The 24,487-nt window shown below is 69.1% G+C and carries 22 protein-coding genes and 3 tRNA genes; 6 read left to right on the top strand and 19 right to left on the bottom strand.

Translation table 11 applies throughout. The features are described from left to right. The first annotated feature begins 37 nt into the window (after positions 1 to 37). Positions 38 to 421, top strand: coding sequence for a RidA family protein (locus ACKTT0_RS01905; protein WP_028353074.1), 384 nt, complete (start codon positions 38 to 40; stop codon positions 419 to 421). Here ACKTT0_RS01905 and ACKTT0_RS01900 read toward each other — a convergent pair. The 9 genes from ACKTT0_RS01900 to miaB form a co-directional block, all read right to left on the bottom strand. Continuing rightward, the gene (locus ACKTT0_RS01900; protein WP_407847645.1) at positions 418 to 1,386 is read right to left on the bottom strand and encodes a LysR substrate-binding domain-containing protein; all 969 of its coding nucleotides are present in this window, start codon (positions 1,384 to 1,386) and stop codon (positions 418 to 420) included. The two genes, ACKTT0_RS01905 and ACKTT0_RS01900, sit on opposite strands and share 4 nt — an antisense overlap. A gap of 227 nt (positions 1,387 to 1,613) precedes the next feature. Further along, positions 1,614 to 1,690 (bottom strand) — tRNA-Asp (locus ACKTT0_RS01895). A 28-nt stretch (positions 1,691 to 1,718) separates the two neighbouring features. After that, positions 1,719 to 1,794: transfer RNA gene (locus tag ACKTT0_RS01890), tRNA-Glu, on the bottom strand. Positions 1,795 to 1,835: 41 nt separating this feature from the next. Continuing rightward, positions 1,836 to 1,911, bottom strand: a tRNA-Ala gene (locus ACKTT0_RS01885). Between the two features lie 167 nt (positions 1,912 to 2,078). After that, the gene (gene lnt, locus ACKTT0_RS01880) at positions 2,079 to 3,719 is read right to left on the bottom strand and encodes an apolipoprotein N-acyltransferase (protein WP_407847644.1); all 1,641 of its coding nucleotides are present in this window, start codon (positions 3,717 to 3,719) and stop codon (positions 2,079 to 2,081) included. Beyond that, positions 3,716 to 4,615: an HlyC/CorC family transporter gene (locus ACKTT0_RS01875; RefSeq protein ID WP_407847642.1), complete on the bottom strand. Its 900-nt coding sequence runs from the start codon at positions 4,613 to 4,615 to the stop codon at positions 3,716 to 3,718. The genes lnt and ACKTT0_RS01875 overlap by 4 nt, the downstream gene beginning before the upstream one ends. An 81-nt stretch (positions 4,616 to 4,696) precedes the next feature. Then, positions 4,697 to 5,164, bottom strand: coding sequence for an rRNA maturation RNase YbeY (gene ybeY, locus ACKTT0_RS01870; protein WP_407847641.1), 468 nt, complete (start codon positions 5,162 to 5,164; stop codon positions 4,697 to 4,699). After that, positions 5,154 to 6,188 (bottom strand): PhoH family protein, encoded by a 1,035-nt coding sequence (locus ACKTT0_RS01865; protein WP_407847640.1) that lies wholly within the window; start codon positions 6,186 to 6,188, stop codon positions 5,154 to 5,156. Before ACKTT0_RS01865 ends, ybeY begins: the two co-directional genes overlap by 11 nt. Beyond that, the gene (gene miaB / locus ACKTT0_RS01860) at positions 6,185 to 7,603 is read right to left on the bottom strand and encodes a tRNA (N6-isopentenyl adenosine(37)-C2)-methylthiotransferase MiaB (protein ID WP_407847639.1); all 1,419 of its coding nucleotides are present in this window, start codon (positions 7,601 to 7,603) and stop codon (positions 6,185 to 6,187) included. Before miaB ends, ACKTT0_RS01865 begins: the two co-directional genes overlap by 4 nt. Before the next feature lie 231 nt (positions 7,604 to 7,834). Here miaB and ACKTT0_RS01855 point away from each other — a divergent pair, with 231 nt between their 5' ends. After that, positions 7,835 to 8,536 (top strand): phosphatase PAP2 family protein, encoded by a 702-nt coding sequence (locus tag ACKTT0_RS01855; protein WP_407847638.1) that lies wholly within the window; start codon positions 7,835 to 7,837, stop codon positions 8,534 to 8,536. A gap of 49 nt (positions 8,537 to 8,585) precedes the next feature. Here ACKTT0_RS01855 and ACKTT0_RS01850 read toward each other — a convergent pair whose 3' ends face one another. The 3 genes from ACKTT0_RS01850 to ACKTT0_RS01840 all read right to left on the bottom strand — a co-directional run bounded on the left by ACKTT0_RS01850 (position 8,586) and on the right by ACKTT0_RS01840 (position 11,536). Then, positions 8,586 to 9,323: an ABC transporter substrate-binding protein gene (locus ACKTT0_RS01850; RefSeq protein ID WP_407852368.1), complete on the bottom strand. Its 738-nt coding sequence runs from the start codon at positions 9,321 to 9,323 to the stop codon at positions 8,586 to 8,588. 103 nt (positions 9,324 to 9,426) lie between these two features. Continuing rightward, on the bottom strand, positions 9,427 to 10,497 hold the full coding sequence (locus tag ACKTT0_RS01845; RefSeq protein WP_407847637.1) for an Ldh family oxidoreductase: 1,071 nt from the start codon (positions 10,495 to 10,497) through the stop codon (positions 9,427 to 9,429). A gap of 34 nt (positions 10,498 to 10,531) precedes the next feature. Then, a complete protein-coding gene (locus tag ACKTT0_RS01840; RefSeq protein WP_407847636.1) occupies positions 10,532 to 11,536 on the bottom strand; it encodes a Bug family tripartite tricarboxylate transporter substrate binding protein in 1,005 nt (334 codons plus the stop codon). Positions 11,537 to 11,649: 113 nt separating this feature from the next. Between ACKTT0_RS01840 and ACKTT0_RS01835 the strand changes: the two genes are divergently transcribed. Further along, the gene (locus tag ACKTT0_RS01835) at positions 11,650 to 12,567 is read left to right on the top strand and encodes a LysR family transcriptional regulator (RefSeq protein ID WP_407847634.1); all 918 of its coding nucleotides are present in this window, start codon (positions 11,650 to 11,652) and stop codon (positions 12,565 to 12,567) included. Positions 12,568 to 12,600: 33 nt separating this feature from the next. Here the strand turns inward: ACKTT0_RS01835 and secF are convergent, their stop codons facing one another. The 5 genes from secF to queA all read right to left on the bottom strand — a co-directional run bounded on the left by secF (position 12,601) and on the right by queA (position 18,336). Then, the gene (gene secF, locus ACKTT0_RS01830; protein ID WP_407847632.1) at positions 12,601 to 13,533 is read right to left on the bottom strand and encodes a protein translocase subunit SecF; all 933 of its coding nucleotides are present in this window, start codon (positions 13,531 to 13,533) and stop codon (positions 12,601 to 12,603) included. Positions 13,534 to 13,583: 50 nt separating this feature from the next. Further along, complete coding sequence (gene secD, locus ACKTT0_RS01825) at positions 13,584 to 15,464, bottom strand: protein translocase subunit SecD (RefSeq protein WP_407847630.1); 1,881 nt, start codon at positions 15,462 to 15,464, stop codon at positions 13,584 to 13,586. Between the two features lie 66 nt (positions 15,465 to 15,530). Beyond that, the gene (yajC, locus tag ACKTT0_RS01820) at positions 15,531 to 15,872 is read right to left on the bottom strand and encodes a preprotein translocase subunit YajC (RefSeq protein WP_407847628.1); all 342 of its coding nucleotides are present in this window, start codon (positions 15,870 to 15,872) and stop codon (positions 15,531 to 15,533) included. Between the two features lie 272 nt (positions 15,873 to 16,144). Beyond that, positions 16,145 to 17,281, bottom strand: coding sequence for a tRNA guanosine(34) transglycosylase Tgt (gene tgt, locus ACKTT0_RS01815; protein WP_407847626.1), 1,137 nt, complete (start codon positions 17,279 to 17,281; stop codon positions 16,145 to 16,147). Between the two features lie 2 nt (positions 17,282 to 17,283). Then, positions 17,284 to 18,336 carry a tRNA preQ1(34) S-adenosylmethionine ribosyltransferase-isomerase QueA gene (gene queA / locus ACKTT0_RS01810; protein ID WP_407847624.1) on the bottom strand — a complete coding sequence of 351 codons (1,053 nt, stop codon included), beginning with the start codon at positions 18,334 to 18,336 and terminating at the stop codon, positions 17,284 to 17,286. Between the two features lie 150 nt (positions 18,337 to 18,486). Between queA and dacB the strand changes: the two genes are divergently transcribed. Beyond that, the gene (gene dacB, locus ACKTT0_RS01805; RefSeq protein ID WP_407847622.1) at positions 18,487 to 19,932 is read left to right on the top strand and encodes a D-alanyl-D-alanine carboxypeptidase/D-alanyl-D-alanine endopeptidase; all 1,446 of its coding nucleotides are present in this window, start codon (positions 18,487 to 18,489) and stop codon (positions 19,930 to 19,932) included. Positions 19,933 to 20,014: 82 nt separating this feature from the next. Next, positions 20,015 to 20,653, top strand: coding sequence for a uracil phosphoribosyltransferase (upp, locus tag ACKTT0_RS01800; protein WP_407847621.1), 639 nt, complete (start codon positions 20,015 to 20,017; stop codon positions 20,651 to 20,653). 48 nt (positions 20,654 to 20,701) lie between these two features. On the opposite strand, the gene cysG is transcribed toward upp, so the two are convergent. Further along, entirely contained in the window at positions 20,702 to 22,117 is a 1,416-nt protein-coding gene (gene cysG, locus ACKTT0_RS01795; protein ID WP_407847620.1) for a siroheme synthase CysG, read from the bottom strand. Positions 22,118 to 22,229: 112 nt separating this feature from the next. Next, positions 22,230 to 22,826: an ANTAR domain-containing response regulator gene (locus ACKTT0_RS01790; RefSeq protein ID WP_407847618.1), complete on the bottom strand. Its 597-nt coding sequence runs from the start codon at positions 22,824 to 22,826 to the stop codon at positions 22,230 to 22,232. A 354-nt stretch (positions 22,827 to 23,180) separates the two neighbouring features. On the opposite strand from ACKTT0_RS01790, the gene ACKTT0_RS01785 reads away from it, so the two are divergent. Further along, complete coding sequence (locus ACKTT0_RS01785; RefSeq protein ID WP_407852367.1) at positions 23,181 to 24,479, top strand: CmpA/NrtA family ABC transporter substrate-binding protein; 1,299 nt, start codon at positions 23,181 to 23,183, stop codon at positions 24,477 to 24,479. Positions 24,480 to 24,487 lie beyond the last annotated feature (8 nt).

Raw genomic sequence — 24,487 nt, 5'->3', positions numbered from 1 at the left:
GCGGGACGCTTTTTTCCCCACTGTACCTGGAGTTCTCATGATCGAAGTCGTCGATACCGGTATCGCTAAATCCAAGGGCCCGATCTCGGGCGCGGTCGTGGCTGCCGGCAGCCGCATCCTCTATACGGCGCAGGTGCCCAAGAATCCCGCCACGGGGGAAATCGTGGCGGGCGATATCGAAGCGCAGGCCCGCCAGGCGTTGTCCAACTTGAAGCAGACCGTGGAAGCGGCAGGCGGTTCGATGGCGAATGTGGCGCAGGTGCTGATCTACCTGGTCGACGGCGCCGACGCGCCCGTCATGAACCGCGTCTACGCCGAATTTTTCACCCCGCCTTATCCCAATCGCGCCACGGTGGTGGTGAAAGAACTACTGGCCCCGGGCATGCGCATTGAAATGGTGGCGCACGCGATGCTCGGCTAACGGCTGGCGCGGCCTGGCTCGGATCGGCCATTTGCGGCTTGCATGCGCCGGTGAAAATCCACATCGATGGCGCGTGATTCCTCGCGCGCCAGCTCGACCAGGTAGTCGAGCTCCGCGGCCGGATACTGGCTGCAATCGGCCCGGTAGGCGCAAATGCCAAGGTAGGTCTCGGGCGAGAAGGCAAGCGCGCGCAGTGCGGCATGCCGGAACAGGTGCAGCACCAGGGAATGCGACAGCGCAAAGCCGACGCCGCTTTCGACCAGGGCGCAGACTGTGATGGATGTCGCGCAGTCGACAATCGATTCGGGTGGCGAGGGGGCCCGGTCGAACAGACACGATATCTGGTCTTCCGTGCCTTCACTCAAGTGCGAGAAACTGACCATGTCATAGCGGTGCAGGTCGAGCGCATCGACCCGGTCGCGGCCGGCCAACGGATGGTCGTGCGCCACGATGCAGTGCAGGGGCGTGCGCAGGATGCCTTCTTGCCGTACTCCCGGGATGGCGGGAACTTCCAACCCGAAACCGATATCCGCCTTCTGCGATACGACCATGGATTGCACCAAGTTCGATGCCCGCGAAGACAGCGACATGCGCACGTTGGGATACCGTGCGCGGAACTGCTGGATGACGCGCGGCAATACCGCGGCTCCAAAAGAGGGGGTGGTAACGATGTGCAGCCGCCGGTTTTCGTTGTGGCCGAGCAGCGCCGCCACTTCATTGATGGTGTCCAGGCCGGTGAACGCGCGTTCGATTTCGGCGACCAGCAGCTTTGCTTTTTCCGTAGGGATGAGGCGCCCGCCGGCCCGTTCGAACAGGACGAAACCCAGGCGTTCCTCGGCGTCTTTCAGCACATTGCTGACGGCGGGCTGCGTAACGTGCAGTTGCGCCGCGGCGCCGGTGGCCGTGCCGGTGAGCACAACTGCGCGGATGACCTCCACATGCCGGAAGCTCAGGCCTCGACTCAAGCGATTCTCCCCTGGGATGACAGACCCCGTGCGGATGGTTGTCGCTTTGGTGGGTTACCGCGGGGGCATGGCATTCTAGGCAGCACCCCGCGAGCGGCGCAATTGGGGTTGCCTCCCGCTGTCGCGTCATCCGAGCGGCCCCGCGCGTGGCTGCCGCATCATGAAGATGCCGCTTCCGGAAAAGGGAAAGGGCCAGCGGCGTGAAGCGCGCTGGCCCTTTGAATTGGTGGCGGAGCGGACGGGGCTCGAACCCGCGACCCCCGGCGTGACAGGCCGGTATTCTAACCAACTGAACTACCGCTCCGCAGCGGTGTACTACATGCCAGGTAGACTGGCGTCCCCTAGGGGATTCGAACCCCTGTACTCACCGTGAAAGGGTGATGTCCTAGGCCTCTAGACGAAGGGGACTTGGACTTGCCGTACTGCTTTACTACCACTTCGCTTTCGACTGGTGGAGGTAAGCGGGATCGAACCGCTGACCTCTTGCATGCCATGCAAGCGCTCTCCCAGCTGAGCTATACCCCCGTTTCCTAAAACCGCCTGCAAACTTCAGTTTTTACGCTGTCGCTGCAGGTTTTATTTAGTGCCGTTGGCGAAGAAACGAGATTATGCACGAGTTTTTTTTGGTGTGCAAGTTGGGGGAAGAAAAATCAGCAAATTCCAAAAAAATGTACTCCTGGCCGGCCGAACCTTCAACGGCCGGGCTTGCGGCGGCCCAGCGCGGCGGCGGCGACCAGGGCCATGGCGACCAGTGCCAGCACGGGCGTATCGCCAAAGCGGGCATAGGGCGTCAGGCCGGTCATGCCTTGCACCGAGACCGGCAGGATGCCGGCCTCGTGCGGCGGCAGCTGCGCGGCGACGCGGCCGCGCGCGTCGATGGCGGCGGTGATGCCGGTGTTGGTGGCGGCCAGCATGGGGCGCGCCGTTTCCAGGGTGCGCAGCCGGGCAATCTGCAAATGCTGGCGCAGCGCCCAGGTATTGCCGAACCAGCCCAGGTTGCTGACATTGGCCAGAATGGTCGCGCCCGGTTCGCCGTGGGGGCCGGGGTGCAGCGCGGGCAGCAGTTCGATGCCGAACAGGTCTTCGTAGCAGATGTTGAAGGCCACGTGCTGGCCGGCCACCTGGAAGGGCGGCTGGCGGCGTGCGCCGGCGTCGAAGTCGCCCAGCGGGATGTTCAGCATGTCGACGAACCAGCGGAAGCCGGGCGGGACGTATTCGCCCCAGGGCACCAGATGGTGCTTGTCATAGCGCAGCGGGGTGGCGCCGCTGCGCAGTTGCGCCAGCGGCGTGGCGGCGTCGAAGCCGATGACGCTGTTGGTGTAGCGGATCTGCCCATCCGGGGCGCGGTCGCGCAGCGGCACGCCCATGGCGATGGTGGATTGGTTGCGCGCGGCGACTTCGCGCCAGGCTTCCCAGACGCGCGGGTCGAGCTGGTCCTGGAAGACCGGCAGCACGGTCTCGGGCAGGATGATCAGGTCGGCCGGCGGCGCCGGCAGCGAGGCCAGTTCCAGGTGGCGCCGCACGCCCAGCTCCAGCAGCGCCGGGTCGAATTTTTGCGACTGTTCGACATTGCCCTGCACCAGCCGCACTTGCAGCGGCTCGCCGGCCGGGCGCGACCACGCGATGCCGCGCAACGGCCAGCCGGCAGCCACCAGCAGCAGCGCCAGGGCGCACGCCAGCGCGCGTCGCGCGTCGGTGCGCGCGCCGGCGCCGCGCGCCGCCTGCCACAGGCCGGCCAGGGCGGCCGCGGCGAACGCCGCCAGCAGGGCCATGCCGTGCACGCCCAGCACGGGCGCCCAGCCCGCCAGGGGGCTGTCGGCATGGGCGTAGCCGATGTTCAGCCAGGGAAAACCGGTCAGCACGGTGGCGCGCAGCCATTCCAGCAGCGCCCAGGCGGCCGCCCAGGCGAGCGCCGCCACCACCATGCGGCGCACCGGGGCCGGGTCCGGCTCGCCCGTCGCCGGCGGCGGGCAGAGCCAGCGGGCCAGCGCGCAGGCCGCGGCCGGGAACAGCGCCAGGAAGGCGGACAAGGCCAGCACCCCGGCCACCGACAGCGGGGCGACCAGGCCGCCGTAGCGGTGCAGGCTGATGAAGATCCAGTACAGGCCCAGCGAGTAGCTGGCGAAGCTGAACCACCAGCCGCGCAGCAGTGCCCGGCCGACGCCAGGAGCGTGCAGCGTGGCATGGGCGGCGTAGGCCAGCGCCAGTACTTGCACCAGGGCCAGCGCCCAGGGGGGCAGCGGGCCGGGCGCGAAGGTCAGGGCATGGATGGCGCCCGCGGCCGGCAGGCCAATGGCGGCCCAGCGCGGGGCGCGGCTCGGACGCGCGCTCATGGGCCGGGCGTGGCCGGGTCGGAGGGGGGCAGGGCCGAGGCGGGCAGGCGCTTGGCGCGCAGCCACAGCGCGCGGCGCGCATCGGCGCGCAGCACTTCGATCTGCAGGTCGCCATGGCGGGCGCTGTCGCCGCGCCGCGGAATGCGCCCCAGCTGGCCGCCGAGCCAGCCTCCGACGCTGTCGTACTCGTCGTCGGGGAGGTCGGTGGCGAAGGTCTCGTTGAAATGGCTGATTTCAGTGGTGGCCATCAGGCGCCACTGGTTCTCGCCTTCGGGGAAGATGCTCTCTTCGTCGTCATCGTCGAACTCGTCCTCGATGTCGCCGACGATCTGCTCCAGCACGTCTTCCATGGTGACCAGCCCGGAGATGCCGCCGTGCTCGTCGATCACGATGGCCAGGTGATTGTGGCTGGCGCGGAAGTCGCGCAGCAGCACGTTCAGGCGCTTGGCTTCGGGGATGAACACCGCCGGCCGGATCAGCGAACGCAGTTCGATGCCGGGTTCGAGCATGCAGCGCAGCAGGTCCTTGGCGAGCAGGATGCCGATGATGTTGTCGCGGTCGTCTTCGTAGACCGGGAAACGCGAATGCGCGGCTTCGATGATGAAGGCCAGCTGCTGGGGCAGGGGCTGCGCCACGTCGAGGAGGTCCATGCGCGAGCGCGGCACCATGATGTCGGCCACGGTGCGGTCGGACATGGCCAGCGCGCCCTTGATCATGCCGTAGGATTCCACGTCGAGCAGGTCGCGGTCGTGGGCGGCATCGAGCACGGCCTTGATGCCTTCGCGGTCTTCGGGTTCGCGGCGCACCAGGGCAAGCAGGCGGTCTAGCAGGGATTTGGTCGAGGTTTTTGCGGGTCGCGCGGCTTGCGCGTCGTTGGCAGGGTAAGGGTCGGACATCGTCCAAAGCGGACAAGTTAGGGAAAGGTCAGCATAACCGAATATCGGCTGCGAATTGTTACGGCGCGGCGTCCGGCCGGTTCAGGCGTATGGGTCGGCGATGCGCATGTCCGCCAGGATGGCGGTTTCCAGCGCTTCCATGCGTCGCGCGTCGCGCGCCTTGATGTGGTCGTAGCCCAGCGCGTGCAGCACGCCGTGCACCGTCAGGTGGGCGGCGTGATCCAGCAGCGGCTTGCGCTGTTCGCGCGCTTCGCGCGCCAGCACCGGCACGCAGATGACGATATCGCCGCGCGCGGTGCCCAGCGGGTCGGTGCCGTACTCGAAGGTGAGCACGTTGGTGGCGTAGTCGCGCGCGCGGTAGTCGCGATTCAGGCGGCGCCCTTCGGCCTGGCCGACCAGGCGCAGGCTGAGCTCGGCGCGCGCGAAAGGCGCCAGGCCGTCGCGCGCCGCGCCGTCGAGCGCGCGGCGCGCCCAGCGGCGCAGGCGCCAGCGCGGCAGGCGCGGCTCGGCCACGCCGTACTGAACCGACAGCGAGAGTTCAGGACTCATCTTCGGCCGCGCGGTCGTAGGCGTCGACGATGCGCGCCACCAGCGGATGGCGCACCACGTCGCGGCTGGTGAAGCGGGTGGTGGCAATGCCCTGCACGTCCTCGAGCACGCGCACGGCATGGGCCAGCCCGCTTTGCTGGCCGCGCGGCAGGTCGACCTGGGACGGGTCGCCGGTGATCACTGCCTTGCTGCCGAAGCCGATGCGGGTCAGGAACATCTTCATCTGCTCGGGGGTGGTGTTCTGCGCCTCGTCCAGGATGACAAAGGCATGGTTGAGCGTGCGGCCGCGCATGTAGGCCAGCGGGGCGATCTCGATGGTCTGCTTCTCGAACAGGCGCTGCACCTTGTCGAAGCCCATCAGGTCGTACAGGGCGTCGTACAGCGGCCGCAGGTACGGGTCGACCTTCTGCGCCAGGTCGCCGGGCAGGAAGCCCAGGCGCTCGCCCGCTTCGACCGCCGGGCGGGTCAGCACCAGGCGCTGCACGGAATCGCGCTCCATGGCGTCGATCGCGCAGGCCACCGCCAGCCAGGTCTTGCCGGTGCCGGCCGGGCCGATGCCGAAGGTGATGTCGTGCTTGAGGATGTTGTTCAGGTAGTCGCGCTGGCGCGGGGTGCGCGGCCGCAGGTCGCTGCGCCGGGTGCGCAGCACGATGCCCTCGCCGTCGTCGCCGTCGCCGGTCGGCAGGGCGGCCGGATCGACGCCGCGCGCGTCGTCGCCGGCCTGCTGTTCGCCGGCGCGGCCGACGCCCATCTCGACCAGCCCGAGCTGGATGTCGTCGACCGACAGCGCGCGGTGCACCGCCTGTTCGTGGAAGCGCCGCAGCGCGCGGCCGGCCAGTTCGGCGCGCTCGCCCTCGAGCGTGACGCGGCTGCCGCGCCGGGCCAGGGTGACGCCCATGCCGTCGGCCAACTGCCGCAGGTTTTCGTCGAGCGGGCCGCACAGGTTGGCCAGGTGCGTGTTGTCGCCCTCGAGGTTGACCACGGTGGGCATGCTGCGGCGGGTACGGCTGCGGGTTGGCGTCATGCGGTGCCTTGTGCGGTGCCGTCGACGTCCGCCACCCGGGCGCGCAGCGAGTTCGGATAGGCTTCGGTGATGATCACGTCGACCATCTGCCCGATCAGGCGCGGCGGGGCGGGGAAATTGACGATGCGGTTGTTTTCGGTGCGGCCCATCAGTTCGTTCGGGTCGCGGCGCGACGGGCCTTCGACCAGCAGGCGCTGGCGCGTGCCCACCATGGCCTGGGCGATCGCCGCGGCCTGGCGGTTGATGAGGGCCTGCAACTGCTGCAGGCGGCGCAGCTTGACGTCCTGCGGGGTGTCGTCGGACAGGTCGGCGGCGGGCGTGCCGGGGCGGCGCGAATAGACGAACGAGAACGAAGTGTCGAAACCCACGTCTTCGATCAGCTTGAGGGTTTTCTGGAAGTCTTCCTCGGTTTCGCCGGGAAAGCCCACGATGAAGTCGGACGACAGGGTCAGCCCCGGGCGCGCGGCGCGCAGGCGCCGCACCACCGACTTGAATTCCAGCGTCGTGTAGCCGCGCTTCATGGCGGCCAGCACGCGGTCGCTGCCGGCCTGCACGGGCAGGTGCAGGAACGACACCAGCTTGGGCAGGCGCGCATAGGCCTCGACCATGCGCTGGGTCATTTCCTTGGGATGCGAGGTGGTGTAGCGGATGCGCTCGATGCCGGGGATTTCATGCACGTATTCCAGCAGCATGGCGAAATCGGCGATCTCGCCGCTGTCGCCCATGGCGCCGCGGTAGGCGTTGACGTTCTGTCCGAGCAGGGTCACTTCCTTGACGCCCTGGTCGGCCAGGTCGGCCACTTCGACCAGCACGTCGTCGAACGGGCGCGAGACTTCGGCGCCGCGGGTGTAGGGCACCACGCAGAAACTGCAATACTTGCTGCAGCCTTCCATGATGGACACGAAGGCCGTGGCGCCCTCGACGCGCGGCGGCGGCAGGGCGTCGAATTTCTCGATCTCGGGAAAGCTGATGTCGACCTGCGAGGCGCCGGAGGCGCGGCGCCGCGCGATCAGCTCGGGCAGGCGGTGCAGTGTCTGCGGGCCGAACACCACGTCGACGTAGGGCGCGCGCTTGACGATGGCTTCGCCTTCCTGGCTGGCCACGCAGCCGCCCACGCCGATGACCAGATCGGGGTTGAGCTTCTTCAGGTGCTGCACCCGGCCGAGGTCAGAGAACACTTTTTCCTGCGCTTTTTCGCGCACCGAACAGGTGTTGAACAGGATGACGTCGGCGTCTTCCGGGTTGTCGGTCAGTTCCAGGCCCTGGTCGCCGCGCAGCACGTCGGCCATCTTGTCCGAATCGTACTCGTTCATCTGGCAGCCGAAGGTGCGGATGTACAGCTTGCGGGCGGAAGCGGCGGAGGAGGGGGACGCGGCGGCGGGCGCGCCGGCGCGCTTGACGGAGGTTTCTTGCATGGCGTGCGCCGTGACGGGTGTAGATCCCGGGGGCGGAAATGGACGGAAAACGCGGATTTTAACGCGTGGATGCAATCGCGGTCTTGGTGCCGGGGCAATTGGCGTATACGATGTCAGCCGCGCGACTGTGCCCAGGCGCATCGCGGGATATATCGTCCCCCTTTTTTGACGCCCATGACCCTCGATCGCGGCCTTTCCCCCACGCAACTGCCCGTTTCCGCCCCGCTGCCCATGGCACCCCTTCCTCACCGGCCGTTCCGCGGCGTGGCGCTCACCGCCTGCTTCGCCGTGCTGTTGCTGCTGATGAGCCGCTGGATCGACGTGCCGCTCACCCATGCCATCGAACGCCATGTGCCGCCGCTGGTCAACGATGTCTTCGACCAGATCGGGGACCTCGGCGACAGCGAGGGCTACATCCTGGCCGGGCTGCTGCTGTACGTGGTGTCGCTGGTCGGCATGCGGCGCGGCTGGACCTGCCCGCTGCGGGCCGGCTTCGAGCGCCTGGCGCGCTACAGCATGCTGCTGCTGGCCACCATGAGCATCGGCGGGCTCATCACCCTGGTGCTGAAGAAGGTGGTGTCGCGGGCGCGGCCGGAAGTCCTGCTGGAGCAGGGCTGGCACGGACTGGGCGTGCCGTTCGCCGGCGATCCGTACGATTCCTTTCCGTCCAGCCACACGCTGACCGCCTTCGCGGTGGCCGCCGTCATTGGCGAGATCGCGCCGCGCTGGCGCCTGCCGCTGCTGCTGGTGGCCGCCGTGGTGGCGGCCAGCCGGGTGGTCAACCGCGACCACTTCCTGTCGGACGTCACCGCGGCGGCATTCATCGGCATCATGGTGGCGCATTACCTGGCGCCGTACATCCTGGGCGAACGCTATCGCTGGATGCTGCGCGCGCCGTGGCGCTGGCGGCAGGGCGAGGCGCCGGACCGCTAGGCCGGCCGGCCCCGCGCCGGGGGCGGGGCCGCTTTGGGCGTGAACCGGCCTAGGCCGCGGGCGGCGCCACCGCCGCGCCCTGGATGCCGTGGCGCTGCAGGGCCCGCGCCACGAAACCGCCGGCCTTCATTTCTTCGACGAATGCACTGAGCGCCGCCGCGGCGGCCGCGCCGCGGCCCTTGGGCGCGCCCATCGCCTGGCGGATGGTCATGAAGCTGCCGGGCAGCATGCGCAGGCCGGGCAGGCGCTGCATGTCGGCCTCCAGTTGCTGCCTGACCCCGGCCGCCACGTCGGCGCCCTCGGCCAGGAAGGTATCGACCACCGCCGGCGAGGTGGGCGCGCGCAGGATCCGCGCGTGCTTGAGTTCGCGCGTCAGGTACAGGTCGTACGCGCTGCCCTTGCCGACCATGACGCTGAGCCCCTCGCGGTCCACCGCCCCGCGCTCGCGCAGCGGCGAGGCATCGCGCACCAGGTATGCGCCTTCGATCAGCACATAGGCGTCCGTGAAGGCAATGCCCGCGCCGCGCACCGGGTCGATGGCGAAGAAGCCGATGTCGGCCTGTTCGCTGGTCACGGCGTCGACCGATTTGCCGGCGCTGTCCCATATCACCAGTTCCAGTCCGACGCCCAGCCGCTCGGCGAAGGCGCGCGCCAGGTCGACCGATACGCCGGCGGGCTCGCCGCTGGCCGGGTCGCGTCCGGCCAGGATGGGGTTGCCCAGGTTGATGGAGGCGCGCAGCTTGCCGGTGGGGGTGAAGGCTTGGATGATCGTGGGGTCGAGCGTCATGGTCGGGTCCAGGTCGGGAGGCAAGGTGCCTGACTCCCCTGGGGTGTCAGGCACCTGGGCCGCGCGGCCAGGCCGGGACGGCCCAGGCTTGTGAGCGCGGTTTTCAAGAGTATCGCCGAACCGGATCTTGCGCCCGGGCGGCGTGGCTCTCCAGCAGCGCCAGCACGGCCGGGTCGAGGGCGACGCCGTCGCGCTGCTGGCGCGCCATGTTGGCCAGCTCGATTTCGCCCGGCACGATGACGGGCCGGGCGGGATCCGCGGGCGGGCTGCCATGCAGGATGGCGGCGAAATCGGCCATGCGCTCGGCCAGCCACGCCGTCGTGCCCAGCCGGGCGGTATCGATCAGGATGAAGAAATGGCCCAGGTTCTGCGGTTGGTCCGGGGCGTCCACCCATGATTTCACGTGGGTCAGGTAGGCCGCGTTCGACAGCAGGCCGGAGAACAAATCGACCACCAGCGCCAGGCCGTAGCCCTTGTGCCCGCCGATGGGCAGCAGGAAGCCGTCGAGCGCGGCGGCGGCATCGGTGGTGGGGCGGCCGCCGCGATCGGTTGCCCAGGTATCCGGGACGGCGGCGCCGCGCTTGAGGGCGTTGCGGATCTTGGCGCGCGCCACCACGCTCATGGCCATGTCCAGCAGGAACGGCGGGCCGTCCGGATTGGGTACGCTGAAGCCCAGCGGACTGTTGCCCAGCCGCGCGTCGCTGCCGCCCCACGGCGCGATCGTGGTCGTGGCATTGCTGCCGATGATGCTGGCGAAGCCGGCTTGCGCGGCCATCAGCCCATAGGGCGAGATGGGCCCGAAGTGATTGCTCTGGCGCGCCAGGGCGACGCCCACGCCGCATGCGCGGGCCGCCTCCATGGCGGCCCGCAGGGCATGCATGCCGACCAGCGGACCGACGCCATTGTCGCCGTCCACCAGGCGCAGCGCCGGGGCGGGGCTTTGCACGGTAATGCGGGCGCGGGCCCGGATGCCGCCCACCTGCAGGCGTTCGCCGTACGATTCGATGCGGCCCAGCCCATGGGTGCTCAGGCCGAACAGGTCGGCCTGCACCAGTACGCGCGCCACGTCGGCGGCGTCGTCGCGGGGCAGGCCCAGGCCGACGAAGGCGCGCGTGCCCAGGTCCAGCAGCTCGGTTGGGGAAAACAGGCGCGGTTCGTTCATAGGTGCATTCATGCGGGCGGTATCCTGTCGAAGAAAGAAGAAGGGCTCACTGGGTGCGCAGGTTGGCGCGGCGCACGACTTCGCCCCAGCGCTGGCCTTCGGCCTGGATGAAGGCGGTGAATTCTTGCGGACCGAGCCCGGCGGGCTCGCTGGAATCGTGGGCCAGGCGTTCACTGACTGATTGGGAGCGCAAGGCGGCCAGCGCATCTTTCTGGAGCCGTGCGACGACCGGCGCGGGCGTGCCGGCCGGCGCCAGCAGGCCGAACCATTGCGAGCTCTCGAAGCCCGGATAGCCTTGCTCGGCCACGGTCGGCACGTCCGGCAGCACGGCCAGGCGATGCGCCGACCCCACCGCGATGATCCGCACCTTGCCGGCCTGGGCGTGGGGCAGCAGGCCCGGCGTGCCGGCCGAGGCGGCATCGATATTGCCGGCGAGCAGGTCGGTGGTCTGCGCCCCGGTGCCCTTATAGGGCACGTGCACCACGTCGATGCCGGCGGCGGTCTTGAGCATCTCGAACGCCAGGTGGCCGGCGCTGCCATTGCCGGCCGATCCGTAGTTCAGGACGCCCGGCTTGGATTTGGCCAGCGCCACGAACGAGGCAAGGTCGGTGGCGGGCACCTGCTGGCCCACGGCGAAGATCATCGGCACCTTGGCCAGCAGGGCGACGGGGGCGAAGTCGCGCTGCGGATCGTACGGCAGGTCCGGCATCATGGCCGGATTGACCGCCAGGGTACCCACGTGGCCCAGCAGCAGCGTATAGCCGTCCGGGGCGGCGCGCGCCGCCTCCATGGTGGCGATGACGCCCTGGCCGCCGCCCTTGTTCTCGACGATGACTTGCTGTCCCAGCGTGCGCGACATTTCGGCCGCCATGGCGCGCGCGATCACGTCGGAACTGCCGCCCGGGCCGTAGGGCACCAGCAGGCGCACGGGGCGCTGGGGAGACCAGTCGGCCGCCGCAGCCGGAGCCGAACCCGGCGCCAGCGCCGCCAGGCTTGCCAGCGCCAGGGCCGGGGCGGCGCCGCGCCGCAGGAGTCGTGAAATGGGGTTCATGGGGTCTGCCTCCGTGGTTGGGCGCCGCTGGCGCGGCTTCGTGAGGGCAGATGATGCGCAAGCCGGAATATCCAGTAAAGTGCAAATATTCGATTGATTATTGATGAAAACGCATGAAATTCGATCTGGCCGATTTGCGCGCCTTCCTGGCGGTCGCCGACCTGGGGAGTTTCCGCGCCGCTTCGGAGGCGCTGCACTTGTCGCAGTCCGCCCTGTCGCGGCGCGCCGACAAGCTCGAGCAGGCGCTCGGCGTGCAATTGTTCACCCGCACCACCCGCAAGGTGGAGCTGACCACCATCGGCCGCGGCTTCGTGCCGCGCGCCCGCAATGTGCTCAACGAACTGGAGAGCGCCCTGGTAGGCATCCAGGACGTGGCCGAGCGCATGTCGGGGCAGGTGACCGTGGCTTGCGTGCCGTCGGCGGTGGCGTATTTCCTGCCGGCGGTCATCCGCGAATACCACCGGCAGTATCCGCGCATCCGCATCCGGCTGATCGACGAGTCATCGTCGGTGGCGTTGACCGCGGTGGCGGGCGGAGACGCCGATTTCGGCCTGACCTACATTGGCACGCAGGATGCCGATATCGAATTCCAGCCGCTGCTCGAAGAGCCGTTCGTGGTGGCGGTCCGCGCCGACCATCCGCTGGCCGGGCGGGACGCGCTGGCCTGGCGGGACCTGTCGGCATGCGAATACATCAGCCTGGCCCAGGGCAGCGGCAACCGCTTCCTGATCGACCAGGCCCTGGCGCACAGCCCGGACCGGCCGCGCTGGTTCTGCGAGGTGCAGCACGTGCCGGCGCTGGTCAGCATGGTGGAGGCGGGGCTGGGGGTGGGCGTGGTGCCGCAACTGGCGATGCCGCCGGCGGGGCATGGCGCACTGGCCAGCGTGCCCTTGGAGGATCCGGTGGTGAGCCGCACCATCGGGTTGATCCACCGCCGCGGCCGGGAGCTGAGCCCGGTGGCGCGGCTGCTCTACGACATGGTGGTGAAGATGCGGGGCGGGGGTGGGGGCCTGCGTATGCAAGGTGCCTGACATCCGCGGGGTGTCAGGCACCTTGGATGCCTCTCAGGCGACCTCCGGATCCCCTTCCTTCTTGACCGGCTTGACCAGGTCTTCCCGCTTGACTCCCATCCACATGGCCAGCGCGGCGGCGACGAACACCGACGAGTAGATGCCGAACCAGATGCCGATGGTCAGCGCCAGGGCGAAGTAATGCAGCGACGGGCCGCCGAAGAACAGCATGGCCAGCACCATCATCTGGGTCGAGCCGTGGGTGATGATGGTGCGCGAGATGGTCTGCGTGATGGCGCTGTTGATGACTTCGTGCACGGTGGCCTTGCGGTACTTGCGGAAGTTCTCGCGGATCCGGTCCATGATGACCACGGATTCGTTCACCGAGTAGCCCAGTACCGCCAGCACGCCGGCCAGCACCGACAGCGAGAATTCCCACTGGAAGAACGCGAAGAAGCCCAGGATGATGACCACGTCGTGCAAGTTGGCGATGACGCCGGCCACCGCGAACTTCCATTCGAAGCGGATGCCCAGGTACACCATGATGCCGATCACCACGAACAGCAGCGCCATGAGGCCGTTGTGCAGCAGTTCCTGGCCGACCTGCGGGCCGACGAATTCGACCCGGCGCAGTTCGACGGACGGGTCGGCGGCCTTCAGCGCGCCCATGACGGCCTCGCTCTGGGTGGCCGAGGTCTGGCCCTCGGTCAGCGGCAACCGGATCATGACGTCGTGCGAGGTGCCGAAGTTCTGCACCTGGAAGTCGCTGTAGCCCAGCTTGGACACGGCGCTGCGGACGCTGTCGAGCTGCGCCGTCTGCGCGTAGTTGACTTCCATGACCGTGCCGCCGGTGAATTCGATCGACAGGTGAAAGCCTCGCGTCGCGATGAAGAACACGGCCGCCAGGAACGTGACCAGGCTGATGATGTTCAGCACCAGCGCGTGGCGCATGAACGGGATAGTGCGATGGATACGGAAAAATTCCATGTTTCGCCTTGAGTCCTATCGACGGCGGGCGGACGGGCCGCCCGCCAGGGTCAGTTTTCCTTGGGTTTCCAGACGGTGCCGATGGAAATGCTCGCAAGCTTCTTCTTGCGGCCGTACCACAGGTTGGCCAGCGCCCGCACCCCCACCACCGAGCTGAACATCGACGTGACGATGCCCAGGCAGTGCACCACGGCGAAGCCGCGGATCGGGCCGGAACCGAAAGCCAGCAGCGCGAGGCCGACGATGAGCGTGGTCAGGTTGGAGTCGAGAATGGTGCCCCAGGCGCGCTCGAAGCCATGGTGAATGGCCTGCTGCGGCGCGGCGCCGTTGCGCAGTTCCTCGCGGATGCGCTCGTTGATGAGCACGTTCGAGTCGATCGCCATGCCCAGCGTCAGCGCGATGGCCGCGATGCCCGGCAGCGTGAGCGTGGCCTGCAGCATGGACAGCAGGGCCAGCAGCAGCAGCACGTTCATCGTCAGGCCCAGCGTCGAGAACACGCCGAACAAGTGGTAGTACAGGATGATGAACACCGCGATGGCCAGGAAGCCGTACAGCGTGGAGTGGAAGCCCTTGGCGATGTTGTCAGCGCCCAGGCTCGGGCCGATGGTGCGTTCCTCGATGATGGACATGGGCGCGGCCAGCGCGCCGGCGCGCAGCAGCAGGGCGGTATCGGCGGCTTCCTCGGCGGTCATGCTGCCGGAAATCTGCACCTGGCCGCCGGCGATCTCGCTGCGGATGACCGGCGCGGTGACGACTTCGCCCTTGCCGTTCTCGAACAGCAGGATGGCCATGCGCTTGCCCACGTTGTCGCGCGTGACGTCGCGGAAGATGCGCGCGCCCTTGCTGTCGAGCGTCAGGTGCACGGCGGCCTGCTGGGTCTGCGAGTCGCGGCCCGGCTGGGCGTCCTGCAGGTTCTCGCCGGTCAGGATGACCTGGCGGCGCACCAGGATCGGGCGGCCGTCGCGGTCGGTGTAGCGCTCCAGGCCGAAGGGCACCGAGCCGCCCGCCAGGGCCGACTGGGCAGCCGGGGAGTCGTCCACCATGCGGATTTCCAGGGTGGCGGTGCGGCCCAGCAGTTCCTTGGCCTTGGCCACGTCCTGCACGCCGGGCAGCTGCACGATGATGCGGTCGGCGCCCTGCTGCTGGATGACCGGCTCGGCCACGCCCAGTTCGTTGATGCGGTTGTGCAGGGTGTTGATGTTCTGCTTGAGCGCCGAGTCCTGCACCCGGGTGACCGCGGTGGGGCTCAGCATGCCGACCAGGGTGGGGCGGCCGGATTCGTCGCCTTCGGTGAACTGCAGGTCGGGCAGGCGGCCGCGCAGCACGCTGTGCGCCCGGTCGCGCTCGTCGGCGTTGGCGAAGCTGGCCACCACCGAGGTGCCGGCGCGCTCCACGCCGCCGACGGGGATCTTTTCGTCGCGCAGGACGGTGCGCACGTCGGCCGCCAGCGAGTCGTAGCGGGCGGTCAGGGCGCCCTGCATGTCGACCTGCAGCAGGAAGTGCACGCCGCCGCGCAGGTCCAGGCCCAGGTACATGGGCTTGGGCTCGAACCAGCCCAGCGCGCGCATCCACGGGGGCGAGGCGGGCAGCAGGTTCAGGGCCACGGTGTATTGCGGGTCGTCCGGCGTGGTGTTGAGCGCCTTGTCGAGCAGGTCGCGGGCCTGCAGCTGCACGTCGGTGGACGGGAAGCGCGCCCGCACGGTGCCGAGCGTGCCATTCTGTTCATAGTAGACGTTGGTGGCCGGCACGTTGGCCGAGGCCAGGATCTGTTCGACCCGGGCCAGCGTGGCGTTGTCCACCTTGATGGTGGCTTTCGCGCTGGACACCTGGACGGCAGGGGATTCGCCGTAGAAATTGGGCAGGGTATAGAGCAGGCCGATGACGACCGCGACCAGCACCGTGATGTACTTCCAGAGGGGATAGCGGTTCATTGGCGGCTAGTTCATGCGAGATGGAGCGAGAAAAGGCCCCCGCGAAAGGGGGGCCGGATAAGACGCCTACAGGGCCTTGATGGTTCCCTTGGGCAGCACGGTCGACACGGAAGTCTTCTGCATCAGCACCTCGACCGGCTTGTCGGCCAGCTCGGCGACCTCGACGGTGATGTAGGTGTCGGTGACCTTGGAGACCTTGCCCAGCAGGCCGCCGGCCGTCAGGACTTCATCGCCCTTGGCCAGGTTGGCGACCAGGTTGCGATGTTCCTTCTGGCGCTTCATCTGCGGACGGATCATCAGGAAATAGAGGATCACGAACATCAGCACGATGGGCAGCATCCCCATCAGCGCGCTGCCCTCCGGGGCAGCCTGGGCCAGGACGAGGCTGGCGGTATCGATAACGGACATGAAAATCTCCTGAATTTTGGATGGTTGGGAGCAGGTTCTGGCAATTTGTTTTCTGCGCCCGTCCCCGCGCGAGCCTTGGACAGGGCAAGCCGACTATTGTAGCTAGGTTATGGGTGGAGGGCGTCTTGTCGGCGGACGGGTTCGGGCGCCAGCGTCCGCGGGGGCGCCCGAGGGGGCAGGTGTCAGACACCCTCGCGGCGCTGCAGGCCTGCCCGGAGCGTCTCGAGGGGTGTCTGACACTTTTCGCAGAGAGCCCGGCCTGCCGAGAAAAACTACTCCACTCCCCGCCGCCGATCCGCCGCAAACTGCTCCCGCCAGGCGTCGAACGTGCCGCCGGCGATGGCCTCGCGCATTTCGGCCATGATCGTCAGGTAGAAATGCAGGTTGTGCAGGGTGTTGAGCCGCGCGCCGGTGATTTCGTTGGCGCGCTGCAAGTGGTGCAGGTAGGCGCGCGAGAAATGGGCGCAGGTGTGGCAGGCGCAGCTCGGGTCCAACGGCCGGGTGTCGTCGCGGTACTTGGCGTTGCGGATCTTGAGGTCGCCGTAGCGGGTGAACAGCCAGCCGTTGCGGGCATTGCGGGTGGGCATGACGCAATCGAACATGTCCACGCCGCGCGCCACGCCCTCGACCAGGTCTTCGGGCGTGCCCACGCCCATCAGGTAGCGCGGCGCCTGCGCCGGCAGGCGCGGCGCGACGTGCGTCAGGATGCGCATCATGTCTTCCTTGGGCTCGCCCACCGACAGGCCGCCGATGGCATAGCCATGGAAGCCGATGTCGGTCAGGCCGGCCAGGGATTCGTCGCGCAGGTGCTCGTACATGCCGCCCTGCACGATGCCGAACAGGGCATTGGGGTTGCCCAGCCGGTCGAATTCCTCGCGCGAGCGGCGCGCCCAGCGCAGCGACATGCGCATCGAGCGGGCCGCTTCCTCGGCCGTGGCCGGCCGCCCGTCGACCTGGTAGGGCGTGCACTCGTCGAACACCATGACGATGTCGGAGTTCAGCGAGCGCTGGATGCGCATGGATTCCTCCGGCGTCAGGAACAGGCGCGCGCCGTCGATGGGCGAGGCGAACTTGACGCCTTCCTCGGTGATCTTGCGCATGCCCTGCAGGCTGAAGACCTGGAAGCCGCCCGAATCAGTGAGGATGGGCTTGTCCCACTGCATGAAGCCGTGCAGACCGCCGTGCTTGTCGAGGATATCCGTGCCCGGGCGCAGCCACAGGTGGAAGGTGTTGCCCAGCACGATCTGGGCGCCGATGTCCTCGAGTTCGTGTGGCAGCATCGCCTTGACGCTGCCGTAGGTGCCCACCGGCATGAAAATGGGCGTCTCGACCACGCCGTGGTTCAGCGTGACGCGGCCGCGGCGGGCCTGGCCGTCGGTGGCCAGCAGTTCGAAATTGAGTCCGGTCATGGTCAGGAGGCGGGCGATTCGATGAACATGGCGTCGCCGTAGCTGAAGAAGCGATACCGCTGGGCGACCGCATGCGCGTAGGCGCGGCGGATCGGCTCGATGCCGGCCAGGGCCGACACCAGCATCAGCAGGGTGGATTGCGGCAGGTGGAAATTGGTGACCAGCGCGTCGATCACCCGGTAGCGGTAGCCCGGCGTGATGAACAGGCGGGTGTCGCCCTGGACCGGCGCCAGCGGCGCATCGGGCCCGGCCGGGTTGTGCGCCGCGGCCGATTCCAGGGCGCGCACGCTGGTGGTGCCGACCGCCACCACGCGGCCGCCGCGGGCGCGGGCGCGGGCGACCGCCTCGACCACCGCCGGGCCCACTGTGTACCACTCGGCGTGCATGACGTGGTCGTCGAGCTTGTCGACGCGCACCGGCTGGAAGGTGCCCGCGCCCACGTGCAGGGTGACGAACGCGCGTTCGACGCCCAGGCCGGCCAGGCGTTCCAGCATGGCCTCGTCGAAGTGCAGGCCGGCCGTCGGGGCGGCCACCGCGCCGGGTTCGCGCGCGTAGACCGTCTGGTAGCGGGCTTCGTCGGTGGCGTCGGCGGCGTGCGAGATATAGGGGGGCAACGGCGTGGCGCCGTGCGTGTCGAGCAGGTCCAGCACCGGCGCGGGAAAGCGCAGGTCGTAGAGCTCCCCGGCGCGGCCCAGCACGGTGGCGTCGAAGGCGCCGGCCAGCCGCAGCGTCGTGCCCGCGCCCGGCGACTTGCTGGCGCGCACGTGCGCCAGGGCCCGGTCGGGTTCGACGATGCGCTCGACCAGCACCTCGACCTTGCCGCCGCTGGCCTTCTGGCCGGCCAGGCGCGCCTTGATCACGCGTGTGTCATTGAACACCAGCAGGTCGCCCGGCCGCAGCAGCGCGGCCAGGTCGGGGAACTGGCGGTCGTGCAGCGCGCCGGCGGCATCCAGGTGCAGCAGCCGGCTGCCGCCGCGTTGCGCCGCCGGCGTCTGGGCGATCAGTTCGGGCGGCAGGAAATAGTCGAAATCGGAAACGGTAAGGGAGGAAGACACGCGGCTGGCAACTCGAAGGAGGCCCGCCAGGGCGGGCTCGGACAACCCGCTATTGTATGCGGACCCGGGTGCGTGGCCCGCTTTCATCCACGGGCCGGCCGGGTTCGGTATGCTTGCGTCTTTATCGGAACAATGCGTGGCGGACGCGGCATGGCGGTACCCAGGAACACACGAGGCGGGCGATGGAAACAGTGGCTGGCGGCGGGCGCGTTGCTGGCGGGCGCGCTGGCGGCGCAGGCGCAGGGCCTGCTGCCGGACGAACTGACGCGCGCCTGGAAGGCCTCCGGCCTGCCCGGATCGTCGCTGTCGCTGGTGGTCCAGGAACTGGGCGGCCAGCGCATGGTGTCCATCAACGCCAACGAACCGCGCAACCCCGCCTCGGTCATGAAACTGGTCACCACCTGGGCCGCGCTGTCCGAGCTGGGGCCCAATTATGTGTGGCGCACCGAATTCCTGACTGAACCCGGCGTGCGGCCCGACCAGCATGGCGCCCTGTCCGGGCCGCTTTACCTGCGCGCCGCGGGCGATCCGCACCTGATGGTGCAGGATCTCTGGACCATGCTGCGCGAACTGCGGCTGCGCGGCGTGAAGAAAATCGGCGACCTGGTGGTCGACCGCAGCATTTTCGGCCAGGTCGCCACCGACCCGGGCGCTTTCGACGGGGCGCCGGACCGCGCCTACAACGCCAGCCCCGACGCCCTGATGGTGGGCTTCGGCGCGCTGCGCCTGCTGTTCAGCCCCGACCCGGCGGCGCAGAAATGGATCCCCATCATCGATCCCCCGCTGCCGGGGCTGCGCCTGGAGGGGCAGGTGGAATGGAGCAGCGCCCGCTGTCCCGGCCCGCCGGTCGTCACCACCGACCCGGTGCTGACCCAGCAGGGCGTGTCGATCCGGCTGGGCGGCACGGTGGCGGGCTCGTGCGGCGAGTTCAGCCTGTACCGCCTGGCGGTGTCGCAGCCTGAATTCTCCGAGGCCCTGTTGCGGCTGCTGTGGCGCGAACTGGGCGGCAGCTTCTCCGGCAAGATCCGCGCCGGCATGGTGCCGCCTGACGCCGTGCTGCTGGCCTCGCATGAATCGCCGCCGCTGGGCGAGGCGATCCGGCAGATCAACAAGCGCAGCAACAATGTCATGGCCCGCACGGTGCTGCTGACGCTGGGCGCCGAGCGCGGCCGCCGGCCGGCCACCACCGAGAGCAGCGAGGCCGTCGCCAAGGCGGTGCTGGCGGGGCAGGGCCTGCACATGCCCGAACTCGTCATGGACAATGGGGCCGGCTTGTCGCGCGCGGCGCGCGTGTCGGCCGAGAGCCTGGCGTCGATGCTGACGCTGGCCTGGCATTCGCCCCTGATGCCGGAATTCCTCTCTTCGCTGTCGATCGCCGGGGTGGATGGCACCATGCGGCGGCGCCTCAAGGGCGAGGAGACCGCCGGCATGGCGCACCTGAAAACCGGGTCGCTGCGCGACGTCCGGGCGGTGGCTGGCTATGTGCTGGGTGCCAGCGGCAAGCGCTATGTGGTGGTCAGCATCGTCAACGACCCCAACGCGGCGGCGGTGCGCGCTTTCGACGACGCCCTGATCGCCTGGCTGGCCACCCAGTAAGCCGCGCCGCGCCCAAACGGTTTACGATTGCGCTGTCGGCGCCCGCGCGCCGCCGTTCCTCGCATCCTGGAGATTGCCGCACATGCCCGTGCATGAAATCCGCCATCCGCTGATCCGCCACAAGCTCGGCATCATGCGCCGCGCCGACCTCAGCACCAAGAGTTTCCGCGAATTGTCCCAGGAAGTGGGCGCGCTGCTGACCTACGAGGCTTCCAAGGACCTGCCGCTGGCCCAGTCGACGGTCGAGGGCTGGTGCGGCACGGTGCAGGTCGAGAAGATCGCCGGCAAGAAAGTGACCGTGGTGCCCATCCTGCGCGCCGGCATCGGCATGCTCGACGGCGTGCTCAGCCTGATCCCCGGCGCCAAGGTCAGCGTGGTGGGCGTGGCCCGCAACGAGGAAACCCTGCAGGCCCATACCTACCTGGAACGCCTGGTCGGCGAACTGGACCAGCGCCTGGCGCTGATCGTCGACCCGATGCTGGCCACCGGCGGCTCGATGCTGGCCACCATCGACATGCTCAAGCGGGCCGGCTGCCGCGAGATCCGCGCGCTGGTGCTGGTGGCCGCGCCGACCGGCATCGAGGCGGTGCTCGACCGCCATCCCGACGTGCACATCTATACCGCTTCCATCGACCAGGGGCTCAACGAGCACGGCTATATCATGCCGGGCCTGGGCGACGCCGGCGACCGCATTTTCGGCACCAAGCAAAAGGCCGAATGACGGTCCGATGACGGCGGCACGGGCGCGGCGCCGCGGCGCGCGCCCGGTTCAGGCGGCCAGCGGCTCGCGCCGGCCTTCCTGGTACGAGCCGAACCAGTGCAGCTGGCGCGCCAGCCCGGCCACTTCGCCGACGATCAGCAGCGCGGGCGCGCGCACTTCGTGGCTGCGCGCCACGGCGGCCAGGTCGGCCAGCCGGCCGGTCACCACGCGCTGCTCGGGCCGGCTGCCGTTCTCGACCAGCGCGAACGGCGTGGCGCCCGGGCGACCGTGGCCGATCAGGCGGGCCGACAGCGTCTCCAATTGCCCGACGCCCATGTAGAACGCCAGTGTCTGGTGCTCGCGCGCCAGGCCGGGCCAGTCGAGCGCATCCTCGTCGTCGCGGCAGTGCGCCGTCACCAGGCGCACCGATTGCGCGTGGTCGCGATGGGTGAGGGGAATGCCGGCGTAGGCGGCACAGGCCAGCGCCGCCGTGATGCCCGGCACCACTTCATAGCGCACGCCCTGGGCGCGCAGATATTCCAGTTCCTCGCCACCGCGTCCGAAAATAAAGGCGTCGCCGCCCTTCAGGCGCACCACGCGCCGGCCCGCGCGGGCATGTTCTGCCAGCAGCGCGTGGATGCGCGCCTGCGTGGCATCGTGGTCCTCGCCGGGGCGCTTGCCCACGGCCACGCGCTCGGCATCGCGGCGTGCCAGCGCCAGCACGGCCGGGCTGACCAGGCGGTCGTACAGGATGACGTCGGCTTCGTTGAGGGCGCGCAGCGCCTTCAAGGTCAGCAGCCCGGGGTCGCCGGGGCCGGCGCCCACCAGCACCACGCTGCCCTGGCTCGCGTCCTCGGGAGCGTCCAGGGCGGCGTTCAGCACCCGTTCGGCCTCGGCCGGCTGCTGCTGGCGCAGCAGCCCGGCCACCGGGCCATCCAGCAGCCAGTCATAGAAGCGGCGACGCTGCTTCAGGTCGGGGCGGCGCTCGCGGATGCGCGGGCGGTAGCGGGCCGCCAGCCCGGCCAGCGCGCCCAGCGAATGGTCGAACAGCGACTCCACCCGCTCGCGCAGGCGCCGCGCCAGCACCGGCGCCACGCCCGACGACGAGATGGCCACGATCAGCGGCGAACGGTCGACGATGGACGGCACCTGGAACGAGGACAGCGCGGCGTCGTCGACCACGTTGCTGAATACGCGCCGCTGCGCCGCGGCGCGCGAGACGGCGGCGTTGACGGTGCGGTCATCGGTGGCGGCCACGGCCAGCCAGGCCTCGTCCAGCCATTCGGGCCGGAATTCGCCGGCCAGGTGGCGGATGCGGCCCTGCGCCGCCAGCCCGGCCAGCTCGGGCGTCAGCGCGGGTGCGCCTACTTGCACCTGGGCGCCGGCTTCCAGCAGCACCTGCACCTTGCGGGCGGCGACCTCGCCGCCGCCCACCACCACGACGCGGCGGCCCTGCAGATCGGCGAATAAGGGGAAAAGCGTCATCAAGATCAGCCTGGCGGGACTAGCCCGCGATATGTCAATCGATCATAGGGACAGCCTTTCATCCCTACAACTTTTGATTAATTGGATTGATATAGCGATAAGTGATTAGGCCCTAGCCGGCGCCTCCCGGCCTGCCCCCTATCCACTGCGCCATTTCGATCACTTCGCGCGCCACGTCGCCCAGGCGGCGCTGGCGCTGCATGGCGCGTTCGCGCAACAGGCGATGCGCCTCGTCCTCGGAAACTCCGCGCAACTGCATCAGCAAGCCCTTGGCCTTTTCCACGGCCTGCCGGTCGGCCAGCCGCTGGCGCGCCTCGGCCAGCTCTTCGCGGCGCGCTCGCTCGACCGCGCCGCGCTCGATGGCCACCGTCAAGAGCGGCTGGATGCGTTCCGGCGGCACCTCGCCCACGACGTAGGCGGCCACGCCGGCGCGCAAGGCCGCGCGGATGGTCGCGCGATTGCCGTCGTCGGTGAACATCACCACGGGCCGCGCGCTGTGTTCGCTGGCCACGCAGATGTCTTCGAGGGTGTCGCGGGCCGGGGCGTCGGCGTCGATCAGCACCACGTCGGGCGCCAGCCGGGTGATGGCCTCGGCCAAGTCCATGCCCGCGGCGCGTTCGGCCACGACTTGCACGCCCGCCGCCGCCAGCGTTTGCCGCAGCGCGGCCGCGCGTCCGTCTCCGTCGTTCAGAAGCATGACCTTCAGCATGTTGGCTCCCATTCATCGTGGAAAAAGCAACATCCATGCCATCGGCCGGCGCTGGAGGCCGCGCGGGCTTCCCGATGCGGACGGCGCGACGGCGGGGCGCGCGGCACAGCGATGGTGCGCTGCGGCATGCGGGCCTGCACCATTTCTGTGCCAGGCGGCTGCCGCTACCCCCGTTCCCCGGGGGCGAACGAAGTTGGCATGGGCTTTGCTTCTGTGGGAGAGGGCGGCCAACGCTGGTCGCCACGGCCGCCGCTGCGGCCGCGCACAGGACAACGGCGTTCTGCGATCCGCCAGGCCGGCACGGCCCGGCGGCGCGCGGAACGCTTTTCTTTTTATGGAGCCGCGATGTCCGCGATGCACCGCAAGTCCGGACCGGCCGCCGCGCCGGCCATCGAGCCGGCCGAGGCCGCCAACGCCCAGCGTCGCAAGTGGCTGGGCGCGACAGCCAAAGCCGTGGCCGGGGCCGGGCTGCTCGGCCTGGTCGATCCGCTGGTGCGCGCCGGCGCCTGGGCGGCCGGCAGCGATGCGCCCGAGCAACCCGAGGTGCGCATCGGCTTCATTCCGCTGACCGATTGCGCCTCGGTGGTGATGGCCTCGGTGCTGGGCCTCGACCGGAAGCACGGGGTGCGGATCGTGCCATCCAAGGAAGCGTCGTGGGCCGGCGTGCGCGACAAGCTGATCAACGGCGAGCTGGATTTCGCCCATGTGCTGTACGGCCTGGTCTATGGCGTGCACCTGGGCATCGGCGGGCCGCAGAAGGACATGGCGGTGCTGATGGGCATCAACCAGAACGGCCAGGGCATCACCTTGTCGTCCAAGCTGCGCGAGGCGGGCGTGGCCGACGGCGATTCGCTGCGCAAACATATGCAGGCCGAGCAGCGCGCCTATACCTACGCGCAGACCTTTCCCACCGGCACGCACGCCATGTGGCTGTACTACTGGCTGGCCGCGCACGGCATCGATCCGATGCGCGACGCGCGCGTGATCACCGTGCCGCCGCCGCAGATGGTGGCCAACATGCGGGTCGGCAACATGGACGGCTTCTGCGTGGGCGAACCCTGGGGCGCGCGCGCCATCATGGACCGCATCGGCTTTACCGCCGCGACCACCCAGCAGATCTGGGCCGACCATCCCGAGAAAGTGCTGGGCGCCACGGCCGACTTCGTGGCGGCGCATCCCAACACGGCGCGCGCCGTCACCGCGGCGGTGATCGAAGCCGGCAAATGGATCGACGCGTCGGCCGCGAACCGCCGCCAGGCCGCCGAGACGATTGCCGCCAAGGCGTATGTGAACACCGCCGCCGACGCCATCGTCGACCGCATGCAGGGCCGCTATGCCGACGGCCTGGGCAAGACCTGGGACGACGCGCACCCCATGCGCTTCTACGCCGATGGCGCTGCCTGCTTCCCGTACCTGAGCGACGGCATGTGGTTCCTGACCCAGCACAAGCGCTGGGGCCTGCTGAAGTCGCATCCCGATTACCTGGGCGTGGCGCGCGCCATCAATCGCATCGACGTCTACCGGCAAGCCGCCGCCGCGGCGGGCGCGCCGTTGCCGCAGGGCGAAATGCGCGCCTCCACGCTGCTGGACGGCGTGCGCTGGGACGGCAGCGACCCGGCCGCCTACGCCGACGGCTTCAAGATCAAGGCCTGACAGGAGCG

Origin of the sequence: Bordetella saccharivorans (genome assembly GCF_045862855.1) — a bacterium.
Taxonomy (GTDB): Bacteria; Pseudomonadota; Gammaproteobacteria; order Burkholderiales; family Burkholderiaceae_B; genus Bordetella_A; species Bordetella_A petrii_F.
Note: the sequence above shows the minus strand (reverse complement) of the source record. Positions and strands in the feature narration are given on the sequence as shown.